This window comes from Limnohabitans sp. G3-2 (assembly GCF_002778275.1).
Classification (GTDB): Bacteria; Pseudomonadota; Gammaproteobacteria; order Burkholderiales; family Burkholderiaceae_C; genus Limnohabitans_A.
On sequence record NZ_NESG01000002.1, the window covers coordinates 34,046 to 56,764 of the forward strand.

The 22,719-nt window shown below is 59.9% G+C and carries 19 protein-coding genes and 1 pseudogene; 8 read left to right on the plus strand and 12 right to left on the minus strand.

Annotated features, from left to right (window positions below):
- Positions 1-29: 29 nt before the first annotated feature.
- The 4 genes from B9Z31_RS02325 to B9Z31_RS02340 form a co-directional block, all read right to left on the minus strand.
- Complete coding sequence (locus tag B9Z31_RS02325; protein ID WP_100117967.1) at positions 30-1,106, minus strand: branched-chain amino acid ABC transporter permease; 1,077 nt, start codon at positions 1,104-1,106, stop codon at positions 30-32.
- A gap of 11 nt (positions 1,107-1,117) precedes the next feature.
- Positions 1,118-2,047: a branched-chain amino acid ABC transporter permease gene (locus B9Z31_RS02330; RefSeq protein ID WP_100117968.1), complete on the minus strand. Its 930-nt coding sequence runs from the start codon at positions 2,045-2,047 to the stop codon at positions 1,118-1,120.
- A gap of 12 nt (positions 2,048-2,059) precedes the next feature.
- A complete protein-coding gene (locus B9Z31_RS02335; protein WP_100117969.1) occupies positions 2,060-2,842 on the minus strand; it encodes an ABC transporter ATP-binding protein in 783 nt (260 codons plus the stop codon).
- A gap of 79 nt (positions 2,843-2,921) precedes the next feature.
- Positions 2,922-4,868 (minus strand): long-chain fatty acid--CoA ligase, encoded by a 1,947-nt coding sequence (locus tag B9Z31_RS02340; RefSeq protein WP_100117970.1) that lies wholly within the window; start codon positions 4,866-4,868, stop codon positions 2,922-2,924.
- A 146-nt stretch (positions 4,869-5,014) separates the two neighbouring features.
- Here B9Z31_RS02340 and B9Z31_RS02345 point away from each other — a divergent pair, with 146 nt between their 5' ends.
- The 3 genes from B9Z31_RS02345 (at position 5,015) to htpG (ending at position 8,847) form a co-directional block, all read left to right on the plus strand.
- The gene (locus B9Z31_RS02345) at positions 5,015-5,725 is read left to right on the plus strand and encodes a Crp/Fnr family transcriptional regulator (protein WP_100117971.1); all 711 of its coding nucleotides are present in this window, start codon (positions 5,015-5,017) and stop codon (positions 5,723-5,725) included.
- 161 nt (positions 5,726-5,886) lie between these two features.
- Positions 5,887-6,795, plus strand: a complete 909-nt coding sequence (locus B9Z31_RS02350; protein ID WP_100117972.1) for a pseudouridine synthase — start codon at positions 5,887-5,889, stop codon at positions 6,793-6,795.
- 84 nt (positions 6,796-6,879) lie between these two features.
- Positions 6,880-8,847 carry a molecular chaperone HtpG gene (gene htpG, locus B9Z31_RS02355; RefSeq protein WP_100117973.1) on the plus strand — a complete coding sequence of 656 codons (1,968 nt, stop codon included), beginning with the start codon at positions 6,880-6,882 and terminating at the stop codon, positions 8,845-8,847.
- A 69-nt stretch (positions 8,848-8,916) separates the two neighbouring features.
- Here the strand turns inward: htpG and B9Z31_RS02360 are convergent, their stop codons facing one another.
- Positions 8,917-9,495, minus strand: a complete 579-nt coding sequence (locus tag B9Z31_RS02360) for an HD domain-containing protein (RefSeq protein ID WP_100117974.1) — start codon at positions 9,493-9,495, stop codon at positions 8,917-8,919.
- Positions 9,496-9,645: 150 nt separating this feature from the next.
- Between B9Z31_RS02360 and B9Z31_RS02365 the strand changes: the two genes are divergently transcribed.
- Positions 9,646-10,884: an MFS transporter gene (locus tag B9Z31_RS02365; protein WP_100117975.1), complete on the plus strand. Its 1,239-nt coding sequence runs from the start codon at positions 9,646-9,648 to the stop codon at positions 10,882-10,884.
- A gap of 55 nt (positions 10,885-10,939) precedes the next feature.
- Here the strand turns inward: B9Z31_RS02365 and B9Z31_RS02370 are convergent, their stop codons facing one another.
- From B9Z31_RS02370 to B9Z31_RS02385, 4 genes are all read right to left on the minus strand, one after another.
- On the minus strand, positions 10,940-12,007 hold the full coding sequence (locus B9Z31_RS02370; protein ID WP_100117976.1) for an ABC transporter ATP-binding protein: 1,068 nt from the start codon (positions 12,005-12,007) through the stop codon (positions 10,940-10,942).
- Positions 12,008-12,019: 12 nt separating this feature from the next.
- Entirely contained in the window at positions 12,020-12,874 is an 855-nt protein-coding gene (locus tag B9Z31_RS02375) for a carbohydrate ABC transporter permease (RefSeq protein WP_100117977.1), read from the minus strand.
- A complete protein-coding gene (locus B9Z31_RS02380) occupies positions 12,871-13,749 on the minus strand; it encodes a carbohydrate ABC transporter permease (protein ID WP_100117978.1) in 879 nt (292 codons plus the stop codon). Before B9Z31_RS02380 ends, B9Z31_RS02375 begins: the two co-directional genes overlap by 4 nt.
- A 117-nt stretch (positions 13,750-13,866) precedes the next feature.
- The gene (locus B9Z31_RS02385) at positions 13,867-15,111 is read right to left on the minus strand and encodes an ABC transporter substrate-binding protein (protein WP_100117979.1); all 1,245 of its coding nucleotides are present in this window, start codon (positions 15,109-15,111) and stop codon (positions 13,867-13,869) included.
- A 191-nt stretch (positions 15,112-15,302) separates the two neighbouring features.
- Between B9Z31_RS02385 and B9Z31_RS02390 the strand changes: the two genes are divergently transcribed.
- From B9Z31_RS02390 to B9Z31_RS02400, 3 genes are read left to right on the plus strand one after another with little or no spacing between them, the layout of a single operon-like run.
- Positions 15,303-15,971, plus strand: coding sequence for a response regulator transcription factor (locus B9Z31_RS02390; protein WP_100117980.1), 669 nt, complete (start codon positions 15,303-15,305; stop codon positions 15,969-15,971).
- 30 nt (positions 15,972-16,001) lie between these two features.
- Complete coding sequence (locus B9Z31_RS02395) at positions 16,002-17,492, plus strand: sensor histidine kinase (RefSeq protein ID WP_100117981.1); 1,491 nt, start codon at positions 16,002-16,004, stop codon at positions 17,490-17,492.
- A gap of 11 nt (positions 17,493-17,503) precedes the next feature.
- Entirely contained in the window at positions 17,504-18,487 is a 984-nt protein-coding gene (locus B9Z31_RS02400; protein WP_100117982.1) for a glucokinase, read from the plus strand.
- Between the two features lie 2 nt (positions 18,488-18,489).
- Here B9Z31_RS02400 and B9Z31_RS02405 read toward each other — a convergent pair whose 3' ends face one another.
- The 3 genes and pseudogenes from B9Z31_RS02405 to B9Z31_RS02415 all read right to left on the minus strand — a co-directional run.
- Positions 18,490-19,509: a serine/threonine protein kinase gene (locus B9Z31_RS02405; RefSeq protein WP_100117983.1), complete on the minus strand. Its 1,020-nt coding sequence runs from the start codon at positions 19,507-19,509 to the stop codon at positions 18,490-18,492.
- 31 nt (positions 19,510-19,540) lie between these two features.
- Entirely contained in the window at positions 19,541-20,347 is an 807-nt protein-coding gene (locus tag B9Z31_RS02410; RefSeq protein WP_100117984.1) for a crotonase/enoyl-CoA hydratase family protein, read from the minus strand.
- Between the two features lie 131 nt (positions 20,348-20,478).
- Positions 20,479-21,339: pseudogene (locus tag B9Z31_RS02415) on the minus strand (3-hydroxybutyryl-CoA dehydrogenase); the annotation flags it as partial.
- Positions 21,340-21,976: 637 nt separating this feature from the next.
- On the opposite strand from B9Z31_RS02415, the gene B9Z31_RS02420 reads away from it, so the two are divergent.
- A complete protein-coding gene (locus tag B9Z31_RS02420; RefSeq protein ID WP_100117986.1) occupies positions 21,977-22,696 on the plus strand; it encodes an outer membrane protein in 720 nt (239 codons plus the stop codon).
- Positions 22,697-22,719: the final 23 nt, after the last annotated feature.

The following is a 22,719-nucleotide window of genomic DNA, read 5'->3' on the forward strand; positions in this document are numbered from 1 at the left end:
GGGTAAAAAACGCGGGAAATTGCTGCACATCAGTGCGGGAAAGGCCACAGACGCAGCTTTTGCTTGGCCACCGACCACAGTTTGGCCAGGCCATGCGGCTCCACGATCAGGAACCACACAATCAGGGCGCCAAAGATCATGAATTCTGCGTGCGAGACAGTCGCCGTCGAGATGCTCACGCCCACCAGATCGCCCACCGCTGGCAGGAACTGGTTCAGGAAAATCGGCAAGATCACAATGAAGGCCGCGCCAAAAAAGCTGCCCATGATCGAGCCCATGCCACCGATGATGACCATGAACAACAACTGGAAGGAGCGGTCAATCGAGAAGGCGGCGGGTTCCCAAGAACCCAGGTGCACAAAGCCCCACAGACCGCCGGCCACACCGACGATGAAAGAGCTCACAGCGAATGCGCTGAGCTTGGCGTAAACGGGACGGATGCCAATCACGGCAGCGGCCACGTCCATGTCGCGGATGGCCATCCACTCACGGCCAATGGCAGAGCGCACCAGGTTTTTGGCCAGCAAACCAAACACCACCAAAAAGGCCAAGCAAAACAGGTATTTCTGCAAAGGGGTGTCGATGGACCAGCCCAACACATTCAGGTTGGACACCGACACCGATCCCGAAGCGTTGTTGTTGGTGAACCAGCCAATGCGCAGGAAAGCCCAGTCGCAAAAGAACTGCGCCGCCAGCGTGGCCACGGCCAAATACAAACCCTTGACGCGCAAGCTCGGAATGCCGAAGAACATGCCCACCAAGGTGGCAAAGAAACCACCCGCCAAGAGCGCCACGATCAGGGGCATGCCCTCGATGCGGATGTAGGTGTTGTAGGCCATGTAGGCCCCCACCGCCATGAAGGCCCCAGAGCCCAGTGAAATCTGGCCGCAATAGCCCACCAAGATATTCACCCCCAAAGCCGCCAGCGACAAGATGAGGAAGGGAATCAGGATGGCGCGGAACATGTATTCATCGGCGACGAAGGGGACGCCAATGAAAGCGAAGGCGATGAGCGCCAGGATCGCCCAGCGGTCCTGCGCGATGGCAAAAATCTGCTGGTCGCTGCGGTAAGAGGTCTTGAACTGACCGTTTTCTCTGTAAAACATGTGTTGTCTCCTTACACGCGGTCGATGATTTTTTCGCCAAACAGACCTTGCGGACGGAACAGCAAGAACACCAAGGCGAGCACGTAAGCGAACCAGATCTCAATGCCGCCACCCACCATGGGGCCGAGGTAGACCTCGGACAATTTCTCGCCCACACCAATGATCAAGCCACCAATGATGGCGCCGGGCACCGAGGTCAGGCCACCCAAAATGATGACGGGCAAAGCCCGCAAAGCCACCGTGGTCAGCGAGAACTGCACACCCATTTTCGAGCCCCAAATGATGCCGGCCACCAAAGCCGTCAGTCCGGCCACAAACCACACAATCACCCAGATGCGGTTGAGCGGAATACCAATCGATTGAGCGGCTTGGTGGTCATCGGCCACAGCCCGCAAGGCTCGGCCAGTGCTGGTCTTTTGGAAGAACAAGGACAAGACCACCACCAACAAGGCCGCGATGCATGCGGCATACACGTCCTCCAGATTGACCAGCACGCCCCCCGGGAACACCGAGTCCAAGAGGAACACCGGGTCTTTGGGCATGCCCACGTCGATCTTGTAGATGTCGCTGCCAAAGATGGTCTGCCCCAGACCGTCCAGGAAATACGTGATGCCCAAGGTGGCCATGAGCAAAGTCACACCCTCTTGGTTGACCAGGTGGCGCAGCACCAAGCGCTCGATCAACCACGCCAGTGCAAACATGATGACCGCAGACAGCGCAAAGGCGATCAGATTGCCCAAGAACTTGTCTTCAATGCCCAGCCAGCCGGGAATCCATTCGGAAAACCGGGCCATGGCCAAAGCGGCGAACAACACCATCGCACCTTGCGCGAAGTTGAACACGCCCGAAGCCTTGAAAATCAACACAAAGCCGAGCGCCACCAGCGCGTAGAGCATGCCGGCCATCAGGCCACCCAGCAGAGCTTCTAGAAAAAATGCCATGTCCAGTTCTCCTTAGTGGCTGGTGCCCAGATAGGCACTGATCACTTCTTCGTTGTTGCGCACTTCTTCGGGGGTTCCGTCGCCAATTTTTTTGCCGTAGTCCAGCACCACCACGCGGTCCGAAATGTCCATCACCACACCCATGTCGTGCTCGATCAGCACGATGGTCGAGCCGAACTCGTCGTTCACATCCAGAATGAAGCGGCACATGTCCTGCTTTTCTTCCATGTTCATGCCGGCCATGGGCTCGTCGAGCAGCAACACTTGCGGCTCCATGGCCAGGGCGCGGCCCAAGTCCACGCGCTTTTGCAGGCCATAAGGCAACTGGCCCACAGGCGTTTTGCGGAAGGCCTGGATTTCCAGAAAGTCGATGATGTGCTCGACAAACTCGCGGTGCTCTTCCTCTTCGCGCTGAGCGGGGCCGATGCGCAAGGCCTGCATGAACAGGTTGCTTTTGATGCGCAGGTTGCGGCCGGTCATGATGTTGTCGATCACACTCATGCCCTTGAACAGTGCCAGGTTCTGGAAGGTGCGGGCAATGCCCATCTCGGCCACCTGACGGCTGTTCATGTGGCCAAACTTTTGGCCGCGGAAGGTGATGCTGCCCTCTTGCGGTTGGTACACGCCGTTGATGCAGTTGAGCATCGAGCTTTTGCCCGCGCCGTTGGGGCCAATGATGGCCCGCACTTCGTGCTCGCGCACATTGAAAGAGATGTCGGTCAGCGCCTTCACGCCGCCGAAGCGCAAACTGATGTTGCTGACGTCCAGGATGACGTCGCCGATTTTCTTGGTCATTTGACCCCCACGCTTGTCATTTCATGTACTGCGCTGCCCCCCAAGGGGGCCTTCGCAACTTGGAGCGGTCCGGCCTTGCTCATGCTGCTGCCTTCACGGGTGTGAATGTTTTGGCGTCGGAAATCTTGAGCGTGGCGCTGACGCTGCCAGTGCGGCCGTCTTCGAACTTCACCACCGTCTCGATGAACTGCTCGGATTTGCCTTCGTACAAGCCATCGACCAGCGGTTTGTATTTGTCGGCAATGAAGCCCCTGCGGACCTTGTTGGTGCGGGTGAGTTCGCCATCGTCGGCATCGAGCTCTTTGTGGAGGATCAAAAAGCGTGAGACTTGGCTGCCCGCCAGCAAAGCGTCTTCGGCCAGATCGGCGTTGACCTTCTCCACACACTCTTGGATCAACTGGTACACCTCGGGCTTTTGCGCCAAGTCGGTGTAACCGGCATAGGGCAGGTTGCGGCGCTCGGCCCAGTTGCCCACGGCGTCAAAGTCGATGTTCAGCATCACGCACACTTTTTCGCGCTGGTCGCCATAGGCCACCACCTCTTTGATGTGCGGGAAGAACTTGAGCTTGTTCTCCACGTACTTGGGCGCAAACATCGCGCCATCGTTGGCACCGCCCTGGATACGGCCCACGTCTTTGACGCGGTCGATGATCTTCAAGTGGCCGTGGTTGTCGATGAAACCCGCGTCGCTGGTGTGGTACCAACCATCGGGCGTGAGCACCTCGTCGGTGGCTTTTTGGTTTTTGTAGTAACCCTTGAGCAGGCCGGGCGACTTGACCAAGATTTCGCCGTTGTCAGCCACCTTGATTTCAACCCCTTTGCACGGCACCCCGACGGTGTCGGCACGGGCTTGGTTGTCGGGCTGCAGGCACACGAACACGGCAGTTTCGGTGGAGCCGTAGAGCTGCTTGATGTTCACACCAATCGAGCGGAAGAAGGTGAACAAATCCGGACCGATCGCTTCGCCCGCGGTATAGGCCACGCGCACGCGGCTGAAACCCATGTTGTTGCGCAAAGGGCCGTACACCATCAGGTTGCCAAGGCCATACACCAGCCGATCGACCAAGCCGACCGACTGGCCATCCATCAAGGCCGGGCCCACCTTTTTGGCCACACCCATGAAATAGTGGAACAGCTTGCGCTTGAAGCGGCCCGCGTCTTCCATGCGGATCATCACGCTGGTGAGCATGCCTTCAAACACACGCGGCGGCGCGAAGTAGTACGTCGGGCCAATCTCTTTCAAGTCGATGGTCACGGTCGCCGCGGACTCGGGGCAGTTGACCACGTAACCGCACACCAGCCATTGCGCATAGCTGAAAATGTTTTGGCCGATCCAGGCTGGCGGCATGTACGCCAGCACATCTTCGGCGCTGGTCAGCTTGTCGAACTCGGCACCCGCATCGGCACGGTCGATCAAAGAGCTGTGCGTGTGCACCACACCTTTGGGGTTGCCTGTGGTGCCGGACGTGAAGAACATGGCCGCGACATCGGAGACTTGGGCCTTGTCAACCTCATCAGCGAAGAATTGGGGGTGCTGCTTGGCGAACACGCCACCGGCGGCGATCAGCTCTTCAAGCGAGCCCAAACCGTCCTCGGTGTACTTGCGCAGACCGCGTGGGTCGTCGTAAAAAATGTGCGTCAACTGCGGGCACTGCTCCCGCACTTCCAGCATCTTGTCGACCTGTTCCTGGTCTTCCACCACGGCAAAGCGCACTTCGGCGTTGGTGATGGGGAACACGCACTCGGCCGCAGCGGCATCTTGGTACAGCGGCACCGGAATCGCCCCCAGAGACTGGGCTGCCAGCATGGTGGCGTAAAGACGCGGGCGGTTCGAGCCCACCACGATCAGGTGCTCGCCGCGCTGCAAGCCCGCCTGATGCAAGCCACAGGCCACCGCCTGCACCAGGCCGGACAAATCCGACCAGCTGGTGGTTTGCCAAATGCCATATTCCTTCTCGCGCAGTGCGGGCGCCAAGGGGCGCTCGGCAGCGTGCTTGAGCATCAAACGGGGAAACGTTGTTTGCATGATCTGACGGGTCTCCAAATGGGTTGCACGGCATGGCGTACAACTGAACTTGGGCGGATCGTAGGCACTCATTTGACGCCATGTTGTCGTTTGGACGACAATTCAGGGAAGACCCCTATCACAACTGACCTGAGCCTGACACCACCATGGCCACCCTACCCAGCGTTTTCCAGCGCCGCCGCAGCCCGACCGCCGAGGAATTGGCCAGCATCCCCTGGCTGGCTTTGCTGACCCCCAGCGAGCGCCAGCAAATCGAATCCGAACTGGTGGTCAGCGACCCCCAACCGGGCGACTACGTCTGCCGCGTGGGGCGTCCGGTCACCTATTGGTTTGGGGTGATTTCGGGCCTGCTCAAAATGAGCAGCGACAACGAAAGCGGCCAGACCATGACCTTCACCGGCGTGCCCCCCGGCGGCTGGTTTGGCGAAGGCACCGCCCTCAAACGCGAGATCTACCGCTACAACATCCAGCCGCTGCGTGCCAGCGTGGTGGCGGGTTTACCGGTCGACACCTTCCATTGGCTGATTGACCATTCGCTCGGCTTCAACCGCTTCATCATGCAGCAGCTCAATGAACGCTTGGGTCAGTTCATCGCGGCCCGCGAAATGGACCGCATGAACAACCCCGAGCTGCGCCTGGCACGCCACCTGGCGGCCTTGTTCAATCCGGTGTTGTTCTCAGGCGTTGGCGAAGTCCTGCGCATCACGCAGCAAGAGCTGGCCTACCTGGTGGGCCTGTCTCGCCAGCGGGTGAACGAGGCCCTCAAGGTCTTGCAGGCGCGCCACCTCATCCGCATCGAATATGGCGGCCTGCGGATTTTGGACCTGCAAGGGCTGCGCACCGCGCAATTTCAGTAACCCGCTGTGGGAGCGAGCCCCTGCTCGCGAAGGTTTGCCCTCTCAAGTCAGTGCGCCCAAGCCCATGCCCTATTGGCGATTCGGCCGCAGGAGCGGCCTCCCACAAAAGAGGGACAATTGGCCCTCGGCCGATTTGGCCCATTCAGTGCCCATTCAGACCCATGACCCAGCCCCCCGCATTCCAACGCGCCCCCCGACCCGAAGGCAAAGGCGACGCCGCCGCTCCCAGCGGCACCTCGCGCCTGAACAAGCGCATGGCCGAGCTGCGCATGTGCTCGCGGCGCGAAGCCGACGCCTGGATCGAGCAAGGCTGGGTGATGGTCAACGGCCTGCCTGCCAGCATGGGCCAACAAGTCACGCTCTCGGACCGCATCACCATCGACAAAGCGGCTGAGCAACAGCAGGACCGGCAAGTCACCATCTTGCTGCACAAGCCCATGGGTTATGTGAGCGGCCAGGCCGAAGATGGCCATGAACCGGCCATCACCCTGATCAACCCACGCAGCCACTGGGGCGGAGACCCGTCCAAACTGCGCTTCACGCCGCCCCACCTGAGAGGCCTGGCCCCCGCAGGACGGCTGGACATCGACTCCACCGGTCTGCTGGTGCTGACGCAAGACGGCCGTGTGGCGCGTCAGCTGATTGGCGAAGACTCCGAGATGGAAAAAGAGTATTTGGTGCGCGTGGCCTATACCGGCCACGAAAACACCGCCGCCGCCGCCGCCGCATCGGCCACCTATGGGGGCAAGGCCAACCAGCTCACTGCCATTGGCGAGTTCGACCGCGTCAGCGCCAACGTGCAAGCCGTCTTCCCCAAAGCCCAACTGGATCGTCTGCGCCACGGCCTGAGTCTGGACGGCAAAGCCCTCAAGCCCGCCAAGGTGGACTGGCAAAACCCCGAGCAGCTGCGCTTTGTGCTGACCGAAGGCAAAAAGCGCCAAATCCGCCGCATGTGCGAGCAAGTCGGACTGAAGGTGGTGGGCCTCAAACGCATCCGCATGGGCGGCGTGCAACTGGGCCAGATGCCCCCGGGCACTTGGCGGTATCTGGGGCCGAACGAATCGTTCTGACACCCCTTGAAACCCCGCCAGACGCCCCCAACTGTGGGGCGTTTTGGTTTCTTGATCTTTTGTTTTTTTACCTGTTGAACCGATATGAGCAAACAAACCCATGCCTTTCAGGCCGAAGTCGCGCAGCTGCTGCACCTGGTCACCCACTCGCTGTACTCCAACCAAGAGATTTTTCTGCGCGAGCTGATCTCCAACGCCTCGGACGCTTGCGACAAGCTGCGCTTTGAAGCGCTGAACAACACGGCCCTCTACGAAGACGCACCCGATTTGCAAGTGCGCCTGTCCTTCGACAAAGCCGCCAAGACACTGACCATCACCGACAACGGCATCGGCATGACGGCGCAAGAAGCGATTGACCACCTGGGCACGATCGCCAAGAGTGGCACCAAGGACTTCATGAGCAAGCTGAGCGGCGACCAAAAATCCGACGCCCAACTCATCGGCCAGTTCGGCGTGGGCTTTTACTCGGGCTTCATCGTGGCCGAAAAAATCACGGTCGAAACCCGCCGTGCAGGCGCGGCCGCGGCCGAAGGCGTGCGCTGGATCAGCGGCGGCACGGGCGACTTCGAGGTCGAGACCATCCAACGCGCCGAGCGCGGCACCAGCGTGATCTTGCACCTGCGCGAAGAGGCGCTGGACTACGCCAACACCTGGAAGCTCAAGGAAATCGTCGGTAAATACTCCGACCACATCAGCCTGCCCATCTTGATGGAAAAGGAAGAGTGGCAAGACGGCGAGCTGATCGACCCGAACGACGAAAACGGTGGCCGCAAACCCGGCGGCATGGTCAAGACCGGCGAGTGGGAAACCATCAACAAAGCCAGTGCCTTGTGGACCCGTCCCAAGAAAGACATCAGCGACGAGCAGTACGCCGACTTCTACAAACAGATCAGCCGCGACTTTGAAGCCCCGCTGACCTGGACCCACAACCGGGTGGAAGGCAGCACCGAATACACCCAGCTGCTCTACATCCCATCCAAAGCCCCGCAAGACCTGTGGAACCGCGACAAGAAGGCCGGCATCAAGCTCTATGTGAAGCGCGTGTTCATCATGGACGAAGCCGAAGCGCTGATGCCCAGCTACCTGCGCTTTGTCAAAGGCGTGGTGGACTCTGCCGACCTGCCCCTGAACGTGAGCCGCGAGCTGCTGCAAGAAAGCCGCGACGTCAAAGCCATCCGCGAAGGTTGCACCAAACGCGTGCTGTCGATGTTGGAAGACTTGGCCAAACACGACAAGGCCCCTGAAAGCGCTGAAGGCGTCACCGATGTCTTGAGCGACGAGGACAAAGCCAAGCTGGGCCAATATGCCAAGTTCTACGCCGAGTTCGGCGCGGTGCTCAAAGAAGGCCTGGGCGAAGACTTTGCCAACAAAGACCGCTTGTCCAAGCTGCTGCGTTTCGCGTCCACCACCAGCGACACCGTGAGCGTGAGCTTTGCCGATTACAAAGCCCGCATGAAAGAAGGCCAGGACGCGATTTACTACATCACCGCCGACACCCTGGCCGCCGCCAAAAACAGCCCGCAGCTCGAAGTCTTCAAGAAAAAAGGCATCGAGGTGCTGCTGATGACCGACCGTGTCGACGAGTGGGCACTGAACTTTGTGCACGAGTTCGACGGCACCCCGCTGCAAAGCGTGGCCAAAGGCGCGTTTGACCTGGGCAAGCTGCAAGACGACGAAGAAAAGAAAGCCGCCGAAGACGCGGCCGAAACCTTCAAGCCCGTGCTGGCCAAGCTCAAAGAAGCGCTGAAAGACAAAGCCGAAGACGTGCGCGTGACCAGCCGCCTGGTGGACAGCCCCGCCTGCTTGGTGGTGACCGACGACGGCATGAGCATGCAACTGGCCCGCATGCTCAAGCAAGCCGGTCAACAAGCGCCTGAAGTCAAGCCTGTGCTCGAGGTCAACCCCGAGCACGCACTGGTCAAGAAGCTCGACGGCTCGGTCCACTTCCACGACCTGGCCCACATCCTGTTTGACCAAGCCCTGCTGGCCGAAGGCGGCTTGCCGGCTGACCCGGCGGCTTATGTGAAGCGGGTGAACGCGCTGCTGAGCTGATCGGCGCTCACCTCCAGAAAAAAAGGGGCGGCACCTGTGGGTGCCGCCCCTTTTTTTGCTGCTTTGAATTCAGGCCTTCAAGGCGTCCTTGTAGACCGAGTTCACCGGCTGCGCCATCACCTTGCGCAGCATGGGCTCAAAGCTTTCAATGGGCAAAGTGTCGTAGTTCGAATCAAATGCCGGTTCGTCGTAGAGCGCGATGAACGCTTCGGTGCGGGCGTAGTGTGGGTGGTCTTTGAACATGTCGCGCATGTTCCGGTCCATGCCGATGTGGTGAAAGAAGTGATAGCCCTGAAAAATCTCGTGGTTCTGCACCATCCAAAGATTGGCTTCAGACACAAAGGGCTTGAGGATGGCGGCAGCGATGTCCGGGTGGTTGAAGCTGCCTAAAGTGTCACCGATGTCGTGCAGCAAAGCGCACACCACATACTCGTCATCGCGCCCATCGCGCAGAGCCCGGGTGGCGGTTTGCAGGCAGTGGGTGTAACGGTCCACCGGAAAGCCGCCGTAGTCGCCGTCCAGCAGCTTCAGGTGCGCCATCACCCTGTCGGGCAGCGTCTGGGTGAACTGCATGAACTCGCCAGCGATCAGCTGCCAGTCCTGCTGGGTGCTGTCCTGCATGCGGGTGAATTGGGCACGGTCGTTCATGGTCGCTCCTGCAACTGAAAGCGCCAGCGTACAGGGCCTGCTGCGTGCGAACTGTCGAGTAGATGACTGCAGCCCCCTCCCCCCAAGGCAGGCACGGATGCAGTAACCCACAAGACAAGCGGGGGCCCCCGCATCGGCTAGATTGCAGACATGCACACCCTTCCCGCCGACCCCTCCCTCATCGATTCCCGCCAGGCCGCTTGGCGCTTGCTGGCCACGCTGGGCCTGGTGGTGCTGGGCAACAGCAGCATGTACATCGTCTCGGTGGTGCTGCCGGCCGTGCAAACCGAGTTTGGGGTGGGCCGGGCGGATGCGTCGCTGCCCTACACCCTGATGATGATTTGCCTGGGGCTGGGCGGCCTCATCACCGGCCGTTTGGCGGACCGCCATGGCCTGATGCCGGTGCTGTGGGTCGGCGCATTGGCGGTGTGTGGGGGCTTTGTGTGGGCAGGCATGTCGGGCAGCATTTGGGCCTTTGGCCTGGCCCACGGCTTGATGGGCCTGATTGGCAGCTCGTCGACCTTTGCGCCCTTGATGGCCGACACCGCCTTGTGGTGGAACCGACGGCGCGGCATTGCCGTGGCCATTTGTGCCAGCGGCAACTACATCGCGGGCACGATTTGGCCACCTATTGTTCAGCACGGCGTGGAAACTTTGGGCTGGCGCCAGACCTATGTCTTGTTGGGTGTTTTTTGCGGTGTGGGCATGCTGCTGTTGGCCACGCGCATGCGCCAACGCCCGCCCTTGGTGACCCTCGCACCCGCCAACGCCAAGGCTTCGCCCGTAGACCGCAGCCGCCCCTTTGGTCTGCAGCCCGCGCACGCCCAAGGCCTGTTGTTTGTTGCGGGCGTGGCTTGTTGCGTGGCCATGTCCATGCCGCAAGTCCACATCGTGGCCTATTGCTCCGACCTGGGCTTTGGCGCAGCACGCGGGGCCGAAATGCTCTCGCTCATGCTGGCCAGCGGCATCGTCAGTCGGCTGGTGTTTGGTGTGATCAGCGACCGCATCGGGGGCATCCGCACTTTGCTGCTGGGTTCGTTTTTGCAGGGCGTGGCGCTGCTGATGTTTTTGCCATTTGACGGCATGGTGCCGCTGTACATCGTCTCGGCCATGTTCGGGCTGTTTCAAGGCGGCATCGTGCCGGCCTACGCCATCATCATCCGCGAACACTTTGACCCCAAAGAAGCCGGCGCGCGCGTGGGCTCGGTGATCATGGCCACTTTGCTGGGCATGGCCTTGGGCGGCTGGATGTCGGGCTGGGTGTTTGATGTGACAGGCAGTTACCATGCCGCCTTTTTGAACGGCATCGCATGGAACCTGCTCAACCTGTGCATCGCCAGTTGGCTGTTTTGGCGGGTGCGCAAGGCCGAACGCCTCGGCGCGCCCTGATCAGGCTGGCGCGGTTTCAAGCCGCGCTGGCGGGCCTCTCAAGCCCGCCAGCCCTTCAGCCTACACGCACGCCACTGGCGCGGTCAAACACATGCGACTGCTCTGCCGACCACTGCAGGTGCACTGCGTCACCCACTGCGGCTTGCAGCACGCCCGGCACACGGGCCGTCAGCTTGCCCGCGGCGGTGTCCACGGTGGCATAAGTTTCAGGACCGGTGGGCTCGATCATGCACAGCTTGCCAGGCAAGCCTTGCGCAGCAAATCCAATGCTCTCGGGCCGCAGGCCGTAAACCAGCTCAGCACGGCCGTGCGCTTGCACAGCGGCGCTTTGCACATCGGTGATGGGCAGTTCCACACCATGCGCCGTCAATGCTGTGCCGACCCTTTGAGCATCCAGCATGTTCATGGCGGGTGAGCCAATGAACTCGGCCACAAAGCGATTGGCAGGGCGGTTGTAGATTTCGGCGGGCGTCCCAAACTGTTGCACCCAACCGTCTTTCATCACCGCGATGCGGTCACCCAAGGTCATGGCTTCGACCTGATCGTGCGTCACGTACACCGTGGTGGTTTGGGTGCGCTGGTGCAGCAGCTTGATTTCGGCGCGCATTTCGACACGCAGCTTGGCATCCAGGTTGGACAGCGGCTCGTCAAACAAGAACAGCTTGGGGTCACGCGCGAGGGCGCGGCCCATGGCCACGCGTTGGCGCTGCCCGCCCGAGAGTTGCCCGGGCTTGCGGTCGAGCAGGTGACCGATTTGCAGCATGGCCGAGACGCGATCCACCGCCGCTTTGCGCTCGGCCTTGGGCACCTTGCGGATCTCCAGGCCAAAAGCGATGTTTTGTGCCACGGTCATGTTGGGGTAGAGCGCATAGCTTTGGAACACCATGGCGATGTCGCGGTCCTTGCTGGGCAAGTGGGTCACATCGCGCTCACCGATGTGGATGCTGCCGCTGGTGGGGTGGTCCAGCCCGGCGATCATCGACAACAAGGTCGATTTGCCGCAGCCAGATGGACCGACCAAAATCAAGAATTCACCGGCAGCGATCTCCAGATCAATGCCTTTGAGGATGTGGACGTTCCCCTTGTAGGTCTTGTGGATGTTGCGAATGGCGAGTGCGCCCATGGTGTTTTACCTTTAGCCTTTGACGGCGCCAGCCGTGAGGCCGCGCACAAAATATTGACCGGCCACCACATACACAAAAAGGGTGGGCAATGCCGCGATCAAGGCCGCGGCCATGTCCACGTTGTATTCCTTGACGGCGCTCGATGTGTTGGCCAGATTGTTCAGGCCCACGGTGATCGGCTTGCTGTCCGCACCCGAGAACACCACACCGTACAGAAAGTCGTTCCAGATGTTGGTGAACTGCCAGATCAGCGTGACCACCAAGATGGGCAGCGACAGCGGCAGTACGATGCGGCGAAAAATCATCCAAAAACCTGCACCATCCAACTGCGCAGCCTTGATCAACTCGTCCGGCAGGCCGATGTAGTAATTGCGGAAAAACAGCGTGGTCGACGGAATGCCGGCCACGACGTGCACCAGCATCAGGCCCCACACCGAGCTGGCCACGCCCAGCCAACCCAGCACCTGGCTCATGGGCAGCAGCACCACCTGCATGGGCATGAAAACGCCAAACAGCATGAAGGCAAACAGGGTTTCGCTGCCACGAAACTTCCACTTGGAGAGCACATAGCCGTTGAGGGAACCGATCAGGGTAGACAGCAGCACCGCAGGCACCACCATGACGATCGAATTCCAAAAGAAGGGCTTGAGGCCCTCGCACTGCACACCCGTGCACGCGCTGCCCCAGGCCTTGAACCAGGCATCCAGCGTGGGCGCGGTGGGCAAGCTCAACAAGTTGCCTGTGCGCAATTGTTCGGCGTCTTTGAGTGAAGTGGTCAGCATCACGTACAGCGGCACCAAAAACCAAGCAGCGAACAGCAGCAGCATGGCCCACAGAACGAGGCGATGAAAGTTCAAGCGGTTCATCGTTTGCTCCGCAATTCAGAATACAGGTAAGGCACCACGATGGCCGCCACAGTGGCCAGCATGACGGTGGCACTGGCCGCACCCACACCGATCTGCCCGCGTGTGAAGGCGGTGGCATACATGAACGTGGCGGGCAAATCGGTGGCATAGCCGGGGCCGCCAGCCGTCAGCGCCATGACCAGGTCAAAGCTCTTGATGGCCAGGTGCGCGACCACCAGCAAGGTACTGAAAAACACCGGTCCCAGGCTGGGCAAAATGATGCGCCAGTAAATCGTGGGCAAACTCGCGCCATCGACCTGAGCGGCCTTGATGATGGCGTCGTCGATGCCGCGCAGTGCCGCCAAAAACAGCGCCATGACAAAGCCCGCGCTTTGCCACACACCGGCAATGACCACACAGTAAATGGCCATGTCCTGATCGACCAGCCATTCAAATTTGAAATCGGTGAAACCCCAGCTGTGCATCAGGTGTTGCAAACCCAAGCCAGGGTTGAGCATCCATTTCCACGCCGTACCCGTCACGATGAACAAGATGGCCATGGGGTACAAATAAATCGTGCGCAAAACGCCTTCGCCGCGCACTTTTTGGTCGAGCAAGATGGCGAGCCAGACGCCCAGCCCCATCGCACCACCGATGAACAACAAACCAAAAACCGCCATGTTCGTCATGGCCACGCGAAAGCGGTCACTGTCCAGCAACGCGCTGTAGTGCTGCAAGCCCACGAATTCATAGTTGGGCAGCAAACGAGAAGCGGAAACGGAGAGGTAGCCGTTCCAGGCCATCAGGCCGTAGATGAACAACAGTGACAATAAAAAGCTGGGCGCAATGACCAGTTTGGGCAGCCAAGCGGCTTGCTGTGGGGAGGATGAAGTCATGGGTGATCCGATCGGGAGGCCGTGCGGGCTGCAAGCTTGTGACCTGCAGCCCGATGGCTCAATGAACAGCAAACTCGGGTGGCTTGCGTGAGCCGACCCCTGGGTCGGCTCAAAGACTCACTTGACCTTGGCGGCCGAAGCGATCTTGGTTTGAGCGTCTTTCGTGCTCATCTTGTCGTCGTTCCAGAACTGGCTGACCGCATCTTGGATCGCGCCCGATGTGGCCGAACCAATGGCCATGCCGTGCGCCACCGATGGCACCAAGCCCCCGCTCTTGGCTGTGGCCACGAAATCGTTGGAGCTCAACTTGGCGCAGTCGTCAAACTTGGCCAAATTCATGTTCAGGCGAACCGGGATAGAGCCCTTGTTGAGGTTGAACACTTCCTGGAAGTCGGTGGACATGATGGCCGAGGCCAAGTCTTTTTGGGCCTTGGTGTTGTCGTCTTTCTTCAGCTTGAACATGGCAAACGAGTCCACGTTGAACGTGAAGGACTTGGCGGTGCCCGGGGCGGCTGCGCAAGTGAAGTCAGCACCGGGCTTTTTGCCAGCGGCCACAAATTCTCCTTTGGCCCAGTCCCCCATCAACTGCATGCCTGCCTCACCCTTGATGACCATGGCGGTGGCCAGGTTCCAGTCACGGCCAGGGGCGTTCTTGTCGGTGTAGGTCTTGACCTTTTTGAAGGTGTCGAGCACCTTGGTCATGGTGGCACCGGTCAATGTGGCTGGGTCCAACTGGACCAAAGCCTTTTTGTAGAAGTCGGCGCCGCCGACACCCAAAGCCACACTCTCAAAGGTGGTGAAATCTTGCCAATTTTGGCCCCCGTGTGCCACGGGAATGATGCCGGCTTTTTTCAGGGCTTCAGCGGCGACAAAGAACTCGTCCCAGTTGGTCGGCACTTTGGCGCCAGCCTTCTTGAACGCAGCGTTGCTGGCCCAGAGCCAGTTCACACGGTGCACGTTCACGGGCGCGGCAATGTAGTTGCCCTTGTACTTCATCACGTTAGCGACCACGGGGGGCAGCAAGCTGTCCCATTTCTCAGCCTTGGCCACATCGTCGATGTTGGCCAAAACGCCTTCGCCCGCCCACTCTTGCAAAGCGGGGCCCTTGATCTGGGCGGCAGCCGGGGCATTGCCCGAGACCACGCGCGACTTGAGCACGGTCATGGCGTTGTCACCGCCGCCGCCGGCCACGGCGAAGTCTTTCCAGACATGGCCTTTGGCTTGCAGGGTGGCTTTGAGCGCGGCGGCCGATTTGGCTTCGCCACCACTGGTCCAATAGTGCAGAACTTCGACTTCACCGGCATGGGCTGCCAATGCCAACACAGCGGCTGTGGCCAAGATCGAACGCTGGAATAATTTCATCGCTTTCAAGAGAGTCTCCCGGTTGTGGCCGATAAGGCCTGTTTGAATGTGCGAGGTGGCGGTATGGCCTGTTTGGACCTCGACAGACAGATTATTAATATTTCATTAATAAATTAACACTAGGTTAAACCCCAATGACAAAGCAAGCCCAATCAGGGCCAAAGCCTGAACCATCCATTAAGCTTGCGGGCATGAAATTGTTGCTTGCCGAAGACGATGCCATGCTGGCTGACGCGCTGCAGACCCAATTGAGCGGGGTTGGTTTTGAGGTGGAGCACGCGCCCAATGGGGCCGTGGCCGACTATTTGCTGCAAAAACAAAGGTTTGACATCGCTGTGCTCGACATTGGCTTGCCCATGATGGATGGCCTGGCCGTGTTGCAACATGTGCGCCAAACACAACCCGCCTTGCCGGTGCTTTTGCTGTCTGCGCGAGATGCGCTGGATGACCGGGTGGCGGGACTGCAAGCCGGTGCGGACGATTACGTGACCAAGCCCTTTGACTTTCCAGAGTTGGTCGCTCGTTTGCAGGCCTTGCTCAGGCGCAGCCAACCCAACACGCCCTCGGCCTTGCTGGGACAACTCTCGCTGGACCACACCTCACGCCGCGCCATGGTGTCGGGTATGGCACTGGAGCTGAGTGGTCGCGAGTGGACCCTGTTGGCACTTTTGGCCAACCAACGTGACCAGGTGGTGACCAAAGAGCAAATCACCCAGGCTTGGAGTGCCGAAGGGGGCGAAACCAGCGGCGGCAATTCGATCGAGGTCTACATCCACCGGCTGCGCCGCAAACTCGAAGACGCGGGACTGGTTATCCGCACGGTGCGGGGCTTGGGCTATTTGATGGAAGCCCCATCGTGACCCGCCGGGACCCCTCTTGAGACACCGGGCATGACAGCATCCGCCACAGCCAGCCTGCCCACAGGGCAAGTGGGCGCATCCCTGGTGCGCCAGCTTTTGCTCTGGCTGCTGCTGCCCCAGTTGGTGCTGTGGATGGCCGGCGGCTTTGCCACCTACCGGTTTGCCGCCGGTTATGCCAACCAAGCCATCGATGCCAGCCTTTTGCAGGCGGGCCGGTCTTTGGCCAGACAGCTCAAGCCCATTGGCAATGGCTTGCTGATCGACTTTCCCCGTGCGGCACAAGATGTCCTGGAAGCCGATCCGACAGACCGCCAGTTGTACATGGTCAGCTCGCCTCCCGGCCAGTTCATTTTGGGTAACCAGTCACTGCCTCTGCCCCCCGTCCAGGACAAACAAGAAGAGATTCTGCTGAACACCCCCTATTTTTACGACGGCACCATGCCGGTGAATGGCCGCGCCGCATTGCACGCCCCCAAGGGGCAGGCTCTGCGGCTGGTGGGCATTTACCTGCGCTTTGGCGAAGACGCGGCCAAACCACAAACCATGCTGGTGCAAGTCGCCAGAAGCAGTGCCAACCGCGAGGAGCTGGCACGCCGAATTTTGGTGGACATGCTGCTGCCCATGTCGAGCTTGGTGCTGCTGATGACGCTGATCGTTTGGCTGGGCATTCGCGCGGGCTTGTCGCCATTGGCGCGGCTGCGCCAGCAAGTGGAAGGCCGCGCGCCCACCGATCTGGCCCCTTTGCAGCTGGCCTCGGCGCCGCGCGAGTTGTGGTCATTGGCCACCGCCATCAACACCTTGTTGGCGGCGGTGCAAAACACCGTGGCCACACAAAAGCGTTTCATCGGCGACGCGGCCCACCAATTGCGCACGCCTTTGGCCGGCTTGAAGAGCCAAACCGAAATAGCCCTGCAATTGGCCACTGACCCCGAGTTGCGGGCGCGCTTGCAGCGCGTGCACGACAGCGCCACCCGCAGCGCCCATTTGGTCAACCAGCTGCTGACACTGGCGCGGGCAGAGCCCGAATCTGTGTTGGCACACGACCGCCAACGATTTGACCTGCAACGCATGGCGCAATCACTGACCGCCGAATGGGTGCCTCGCGCACTGCGCGCCCACATCGACTTGGGTCTGGACGACAGCGCCACCGCACCGGTCTGGATCGAAGCCAATGAGCTGCTGGTGCGCGAGGCCCTGAGCAACCTCATCGACAACGCACTGCAATACGCGGGCACCGGCAGCCAAGTCACCGTCAGAGTGCGCGCTGAGAATGCCCAGACCCCACCGCATGCCTTGTTGCAAGTCTCTGACACCGGGCCGGGCCTGACAAGCGCAGAACGCGAACGGGTCTTTGAGCGCTTTGTCCGCGCCAGCGATGTCGGACAGGGCTGCGGCTTGGGCCTGGCCATCGTCAAGGAAATCGTGGAACGCCATCAGGGTCAGGTCCAGCTGGATGAGGTGCTGCCCCACGGCCTGTGCGTGTCCATCCGATGGCCCCTGTCGCCAACCCCTGCTGCTTGAGACCTTCTCACATGAACGCACACCCCACACCCAGCCCACGCCTTTTGGGCGACATCGGCGGCACCAATGCCCGCTTTGCCTTGGTCCACGGCGACGGCTCCGCCATCACGCATGAAGTCACCTTGCCCACCGGGCAGTTCCCCGATTTGGCGGAGGCCGCCAGCAGCTATCTGCAGCAGGTGGGCCAGCGCGGGGTGCGCCAAGCCTGCATCGCCATTGCCAACCCCATCGACGGCGATGCGCTGAAGATGACCAACAACCACTGGCAGTTCTCCATCGAGGCCACGCGTCAGGCGTTGGGGCTGGACAGCCTCTTGATGCTCAACGACTGGGAAGCCATGGCCATGGCGGCGCCGGCCTTGCAGGGCAGTGACCTGCAACAAATCGGCGCGGGCGAGCCGGTGCCCGATGCGCCCAAAGGCCTGATCGGTCCGGGCACCGGGCTGGGTGTGTCCTCGCTGGTGCGCTCACGCCGGGGTGACTGGGTGCCGATTGCCGGCGAAGGCGGGCATGTCAGCCTGTCCCCCACCTGCGCGCGCGAGGCCGACATCCTGCGCATTTTGTGGCGCAGCTACCCCCATGTTTCTGTTGAGCGCGTGGTCTCGGGCATGGGTCTTGAGAACTTGTACCGCGCCATTTGTGAACTCAATGGCACCGAGGCCGAAAACCTGGTGGCGGCGCAAGTGACCGAACGCGCGCTGGCCGCGCAAGATGCAGCTTGCGAAGAAGCGCTGGACCGCATGTGCCGCATGCTGGGCAACGCAGCGGCCAACCTGGCCGTGACGCTGGGCGCACGCGGGGGCATTTACATGGGTGGCGGCGTGATCGGGCGCTTGGGCGACTACTTTGCGCAGTCAGGCTTCAGGGCGGCGTTTGAAGCCAAAGGCCGCTTCGAGAACTACATGAAGCGCATCCCGACCTACGTCATCCGCGCCGAACAACCGGCCTTGATCGGCTGCGCGATGGCGCTGGGCGTGCAACCGGCAAGGCGCTGAGCTCACACGCTGAGCGGCGCTTCCTGCATCTGCTCGACCTGCTCTTGCAGCATGAGCACCTGACCGCGCCAATAGTCGGGCGTGCCAAACCACGGAAAGTTGATCGGGAAAATCGGGTCTTCCCAACGCCGCGCCAGCCAGGCGCTGTAGTGGATCAGCCGCAAGGTGCGCAGCGGCTCGATCAGGCGCAGCTCAGCGCGGTCAAAGTCGCGCACCTGCTCGTAGCCGTCCAGCAAGGCCGACAGCTGCTGCGTGCGCTGCCCGCGGTCACCCGAGAGCAGCATCCACACATCCTGCACGGCAGGCCCCATGCGGGCGTCGTCCAGGTCCACAAAGTGCGGGCCGCCGCCGGGCAGCTCAGCGGGGGTCCACAAAATGTTGCCGGGGTGGCAGTCGCCATGCAGACGAATCAGGCGGCTATCTGCTGCGCCCTGGGCAAAGGCTTCTTGGATCAAAGCCAGCGCAGGCAACAATGCCTCGCGCCATTCGCGTTCCACCTCCAGAGGAATCATTTGGTTTTTTTGAAGCCACTCGGCAGGCTCGAGCGCGAAGGTCTGCACATCGAGCGTGGGCCTGTGCACAAAGGGCTTGGCTGCCCCCACGGTGTGGATGCGGGCCAGAAAGCGGCCAATCCACTCCAGCACGTCAAAATCATCCAACTCAGGCGCTCGGCCGCCGCGCAAAGGGCTGACCGAAAAGTCAAACCCTGGCGTGTGGTGCAAGGTTTGCCCGTTCAAGGCCATGGGCGCGACCACGGGCACTTCGGCGGCCACCAGCTCCGCAGCAAAGTCGTGTTCTTCCTGAATTTGGTCTCGGCGCCAGCGTCCGGGCCGGTAAAACTTGAGCACCACCGCCGATGCCCCTTGGACCGGTTCATCCAGGTGGGCACGGTACACGCGGTTTTCGTAAGAACTGAGCGCCAACAAGCGGCCATCGGGCCACAGCCCGAGGTCGGTCAAAGCGTCCATCACCCGGTCCGGGGTGAGTTCGGCGTAGGGGTGCAAAGCGTTCGGTTCGGTCATGCGTCGATTGTGACCGAGCGCTTGATCCGACTCAGCTTCCGGTGAAGCGGGCCGGCCGTTTTTCGACGAACGAGCGCACACCCTCGGCCGCATCCTCGCTGTTGGACAGCGTTTTCTGCACCGAAATGAAATCGTGCATCGCCACCAGTGGGCCGTGCTCCACGGCCTTGAGGACGTTCTGGCGCGTGGCCACCACTGCCAGAGGCGCTTGCGCGGCAATTTGCCCCGCAATGCGCAGGGCCTCGGCCAGCAAGCCTGCCGCAGGCACCACCTTTTGCACAAAGTTCAGGCGCAGCGCCTCGGCGCTGTCGAACACATCGGCCGTCAGCAAATGCAAAAGCGCATTGCCCGAGCCCGCACGCTCGGCCATGCGCAGCGTGGCGCCGCCCGTGGCCATGATGCCGCGCTGCACCTCCAACTGGGAAAACCGGCAGTCGTCGGCCGCCACCACGATGTCGGCGGCCAGCATGAGTTCAATGCCCAGCGTGTAGGTGATGCCCTGCACCGCCACCACCATGGGCTTGGTGCGGCGGCGGTAGCCCTCCATGCCCAGGTTGAGCGGGTCCACCAGGCCCAGTGGCACGGCCTTTTCGCCGCGTTGCATCAGCGGCGCAATGGTGGGCAAATCGAGTCCGGCCGTGAAATGGTCGCCCGCCGCACACAGCACGCCCACGCGCAGCGCGGGGTCGTCGTCCAGCCGGGTGTAGGCCTCGCCCAGCTCGCGGTACATCTTGGGCGTGAAGCCGTTGCGCTTGGCCGGGCGGTTGATGCAAATCTGAAGGACTGCACCGTGCACGGTGCAGTCGATCTGGCCTTCGGGGTGGTGCGTGGTGTTCATCGCGCTCGCTCTGATGGATTTCTGTAGGAGGCTGCCCCTGCAGCCGAATGCTGGTGTGGTCGAAGGGGTGAGCAGGGCACCCACATTCGCGAGCAGGGGCTCGCGCTCACCCAGCCCCAGCAGTCAACAGCTCAGTACCTGTAAACGCCCTGCCCAGTCTTGCGGCCCAGGCGGCCTGCGGCGACCATTTCTTTGAGCAAGGGGCTGGGGCGGTATTTGCTGTCGCCGTACTCCTTGAGGTAAACCTCCATCACGGCCAGGCACACATCGAGGCCGATCATGTCGGCCAGCGCCAGCGGGCCAATGGGTTGGTTGCAGCCGAGCTTCATGCCCGCGTCGATGGCTTCGGCTTCGGCCAGGCCTTCGCCCAACACGAAGAAGGCTTCGTTGATCATGGGCACCAGGATGCGGTTGACCACAAAACCGGGGGCGTTCTTCACCGTGATCGGCGTCTTGCCCAGCGCCAGCGCCAGCTCGTGCACCGCGTCGTGCGTGGCGTCGCTGGTTTGCAGGCCACGGATGATCTCGACCAGCGCCATCATGGGCACGGGGTTGAAAAAGTGCATGCCGATGAAACGGTCCGCACGCTGCGTGGCGGCGGCCAGTTGCGTGATCGAGATCGACGAGGTGTTGGACGCGATCAGCACCTTGGGGGCCAGCATGCCGTCGAGCTGCTTCAAGATCTTGACCTTGAGTTCGTGGTTTTCGGTGGCGGCTTCGATCACCAGCTGGGCACCCTGGAGGTCGTCGTAGCTTGAGCTGCCCTTGATGCGGCCCAGCGCAGCGGCCTTGTCGGCTTCGCTGATCTTTTCTTTCTTGACCAGACGGTCCAGGCTGCTGGCGACGGTGGCCACGCCTTTGGCCACGGCCGCGTCCGAAATGTCGACCATCACCACTTGGATGCCCGAAACGGCGCACGCCTGTGCGATGCCATTGCCCATGGTGCCTGCGCCAATGATGCCTACGGTCTGGATGCTCATGTTCTTTCCTTCAAAACGAGATAAAAGGGTTCAATAACCATCTTAACGGGGCGAGGTCTCAGCTCCCTGACACCCGGTGGACATGCGATGGTTCAAAACCAAGCCACGTACCATGAACATCAACTTGTGGATTCTTTGTCCCGGCAGGGCTGGCACGGCAAGTGGTTGCGCTTTGCGAAGACCCTGTTGAGCGTGCAAGGTTGGGAGTTCAGGCGTGGGCGTTTGCGATGGAGCACTACGATTTGGAAACACAGTGCTTGCTGAGGCAGATGGCGTGGGTTGAGTAGCTGGCCAGCAGTTAAAGATGGCGGTGTCTGCTTTGCAGCGATTGTTGTCAGCGATCGTCGCAAGCGGAGGTGCAGCTGTCGGCCAGTAAGAGACTTTGGGCTATTAGAGGTAGCATCCCTCTAAAGGCTAAGCTGCACATTCAAATCGTGCTGGGCAGGCCAAACACCCAATTAGCCCGTGAGATTACTCCAAGAAATCTTGTTTTATTGGATTCAGTTGACGAATCAGGGGTGGGAAAACCACTATTAAAAACTACAGGCTATTTTCGGTAAGATTATCCGAACATCTCTTCGAGCTGACCTTGCATCCTGTTAGGCCTATCTCCCTAGATTTCGAACACAGTTCAATTCTTTGGAATAATATGAAAAAAATTCTACTTGGTGCTCTATTTTCTGTATTCACATGTCCGTTATTTTCCCAAAGTGTCTTTAAAGGTTTTTACATAGAAGGTTTTTTGGGAACTCAGGCTAATAAGCCATCTCCAAGTTCTGACTATGCTGGAGCTTCAGGTTATGTTTGCAGTAATTGTCCAACAGGCAAGATGGGTAACGTGGCTACTAACTCTCAAATGACATTTGGAGCAAAGATTGGATATAAATTTTCAGATAGCATCAGGTCTGATTTAAGCTATTACAGAGTGAATTTTGGCAAAACAACATGGGGAACTGATTTTAACAGTTTCAATGGTACATATAACCAATCAAATGCAACACCATTTTCAGCATCTTTAAAATCAGATACTTTTTTAGCAAGCGTTTACTACACACTACCACTTAATAATGGTTTAAATCCTTATATTGGAGCTGGAATTGGTCCGTCAATTAACTCTATGGGGACAGTAAATGAGGGTAACTATAACTCTCCAAAGGGGGGTACACAGTTAGCTCTTGCATACAAATTTGATATAGGCCTCATGTATGATATTTCTCAAGAATTAATTTTAGACTTAGGTGTCGGATTAATTAATACTGGTAACTTTTCATCTGGCACAACGCGTAATAATAATGAGGTCATTGCTCCATACAAATTTAATGGACAATTAAATCCAATCGCGACTCTTGGATTGGTTTATAAATTCTAACTCACTACTTTTATCTTCACTCC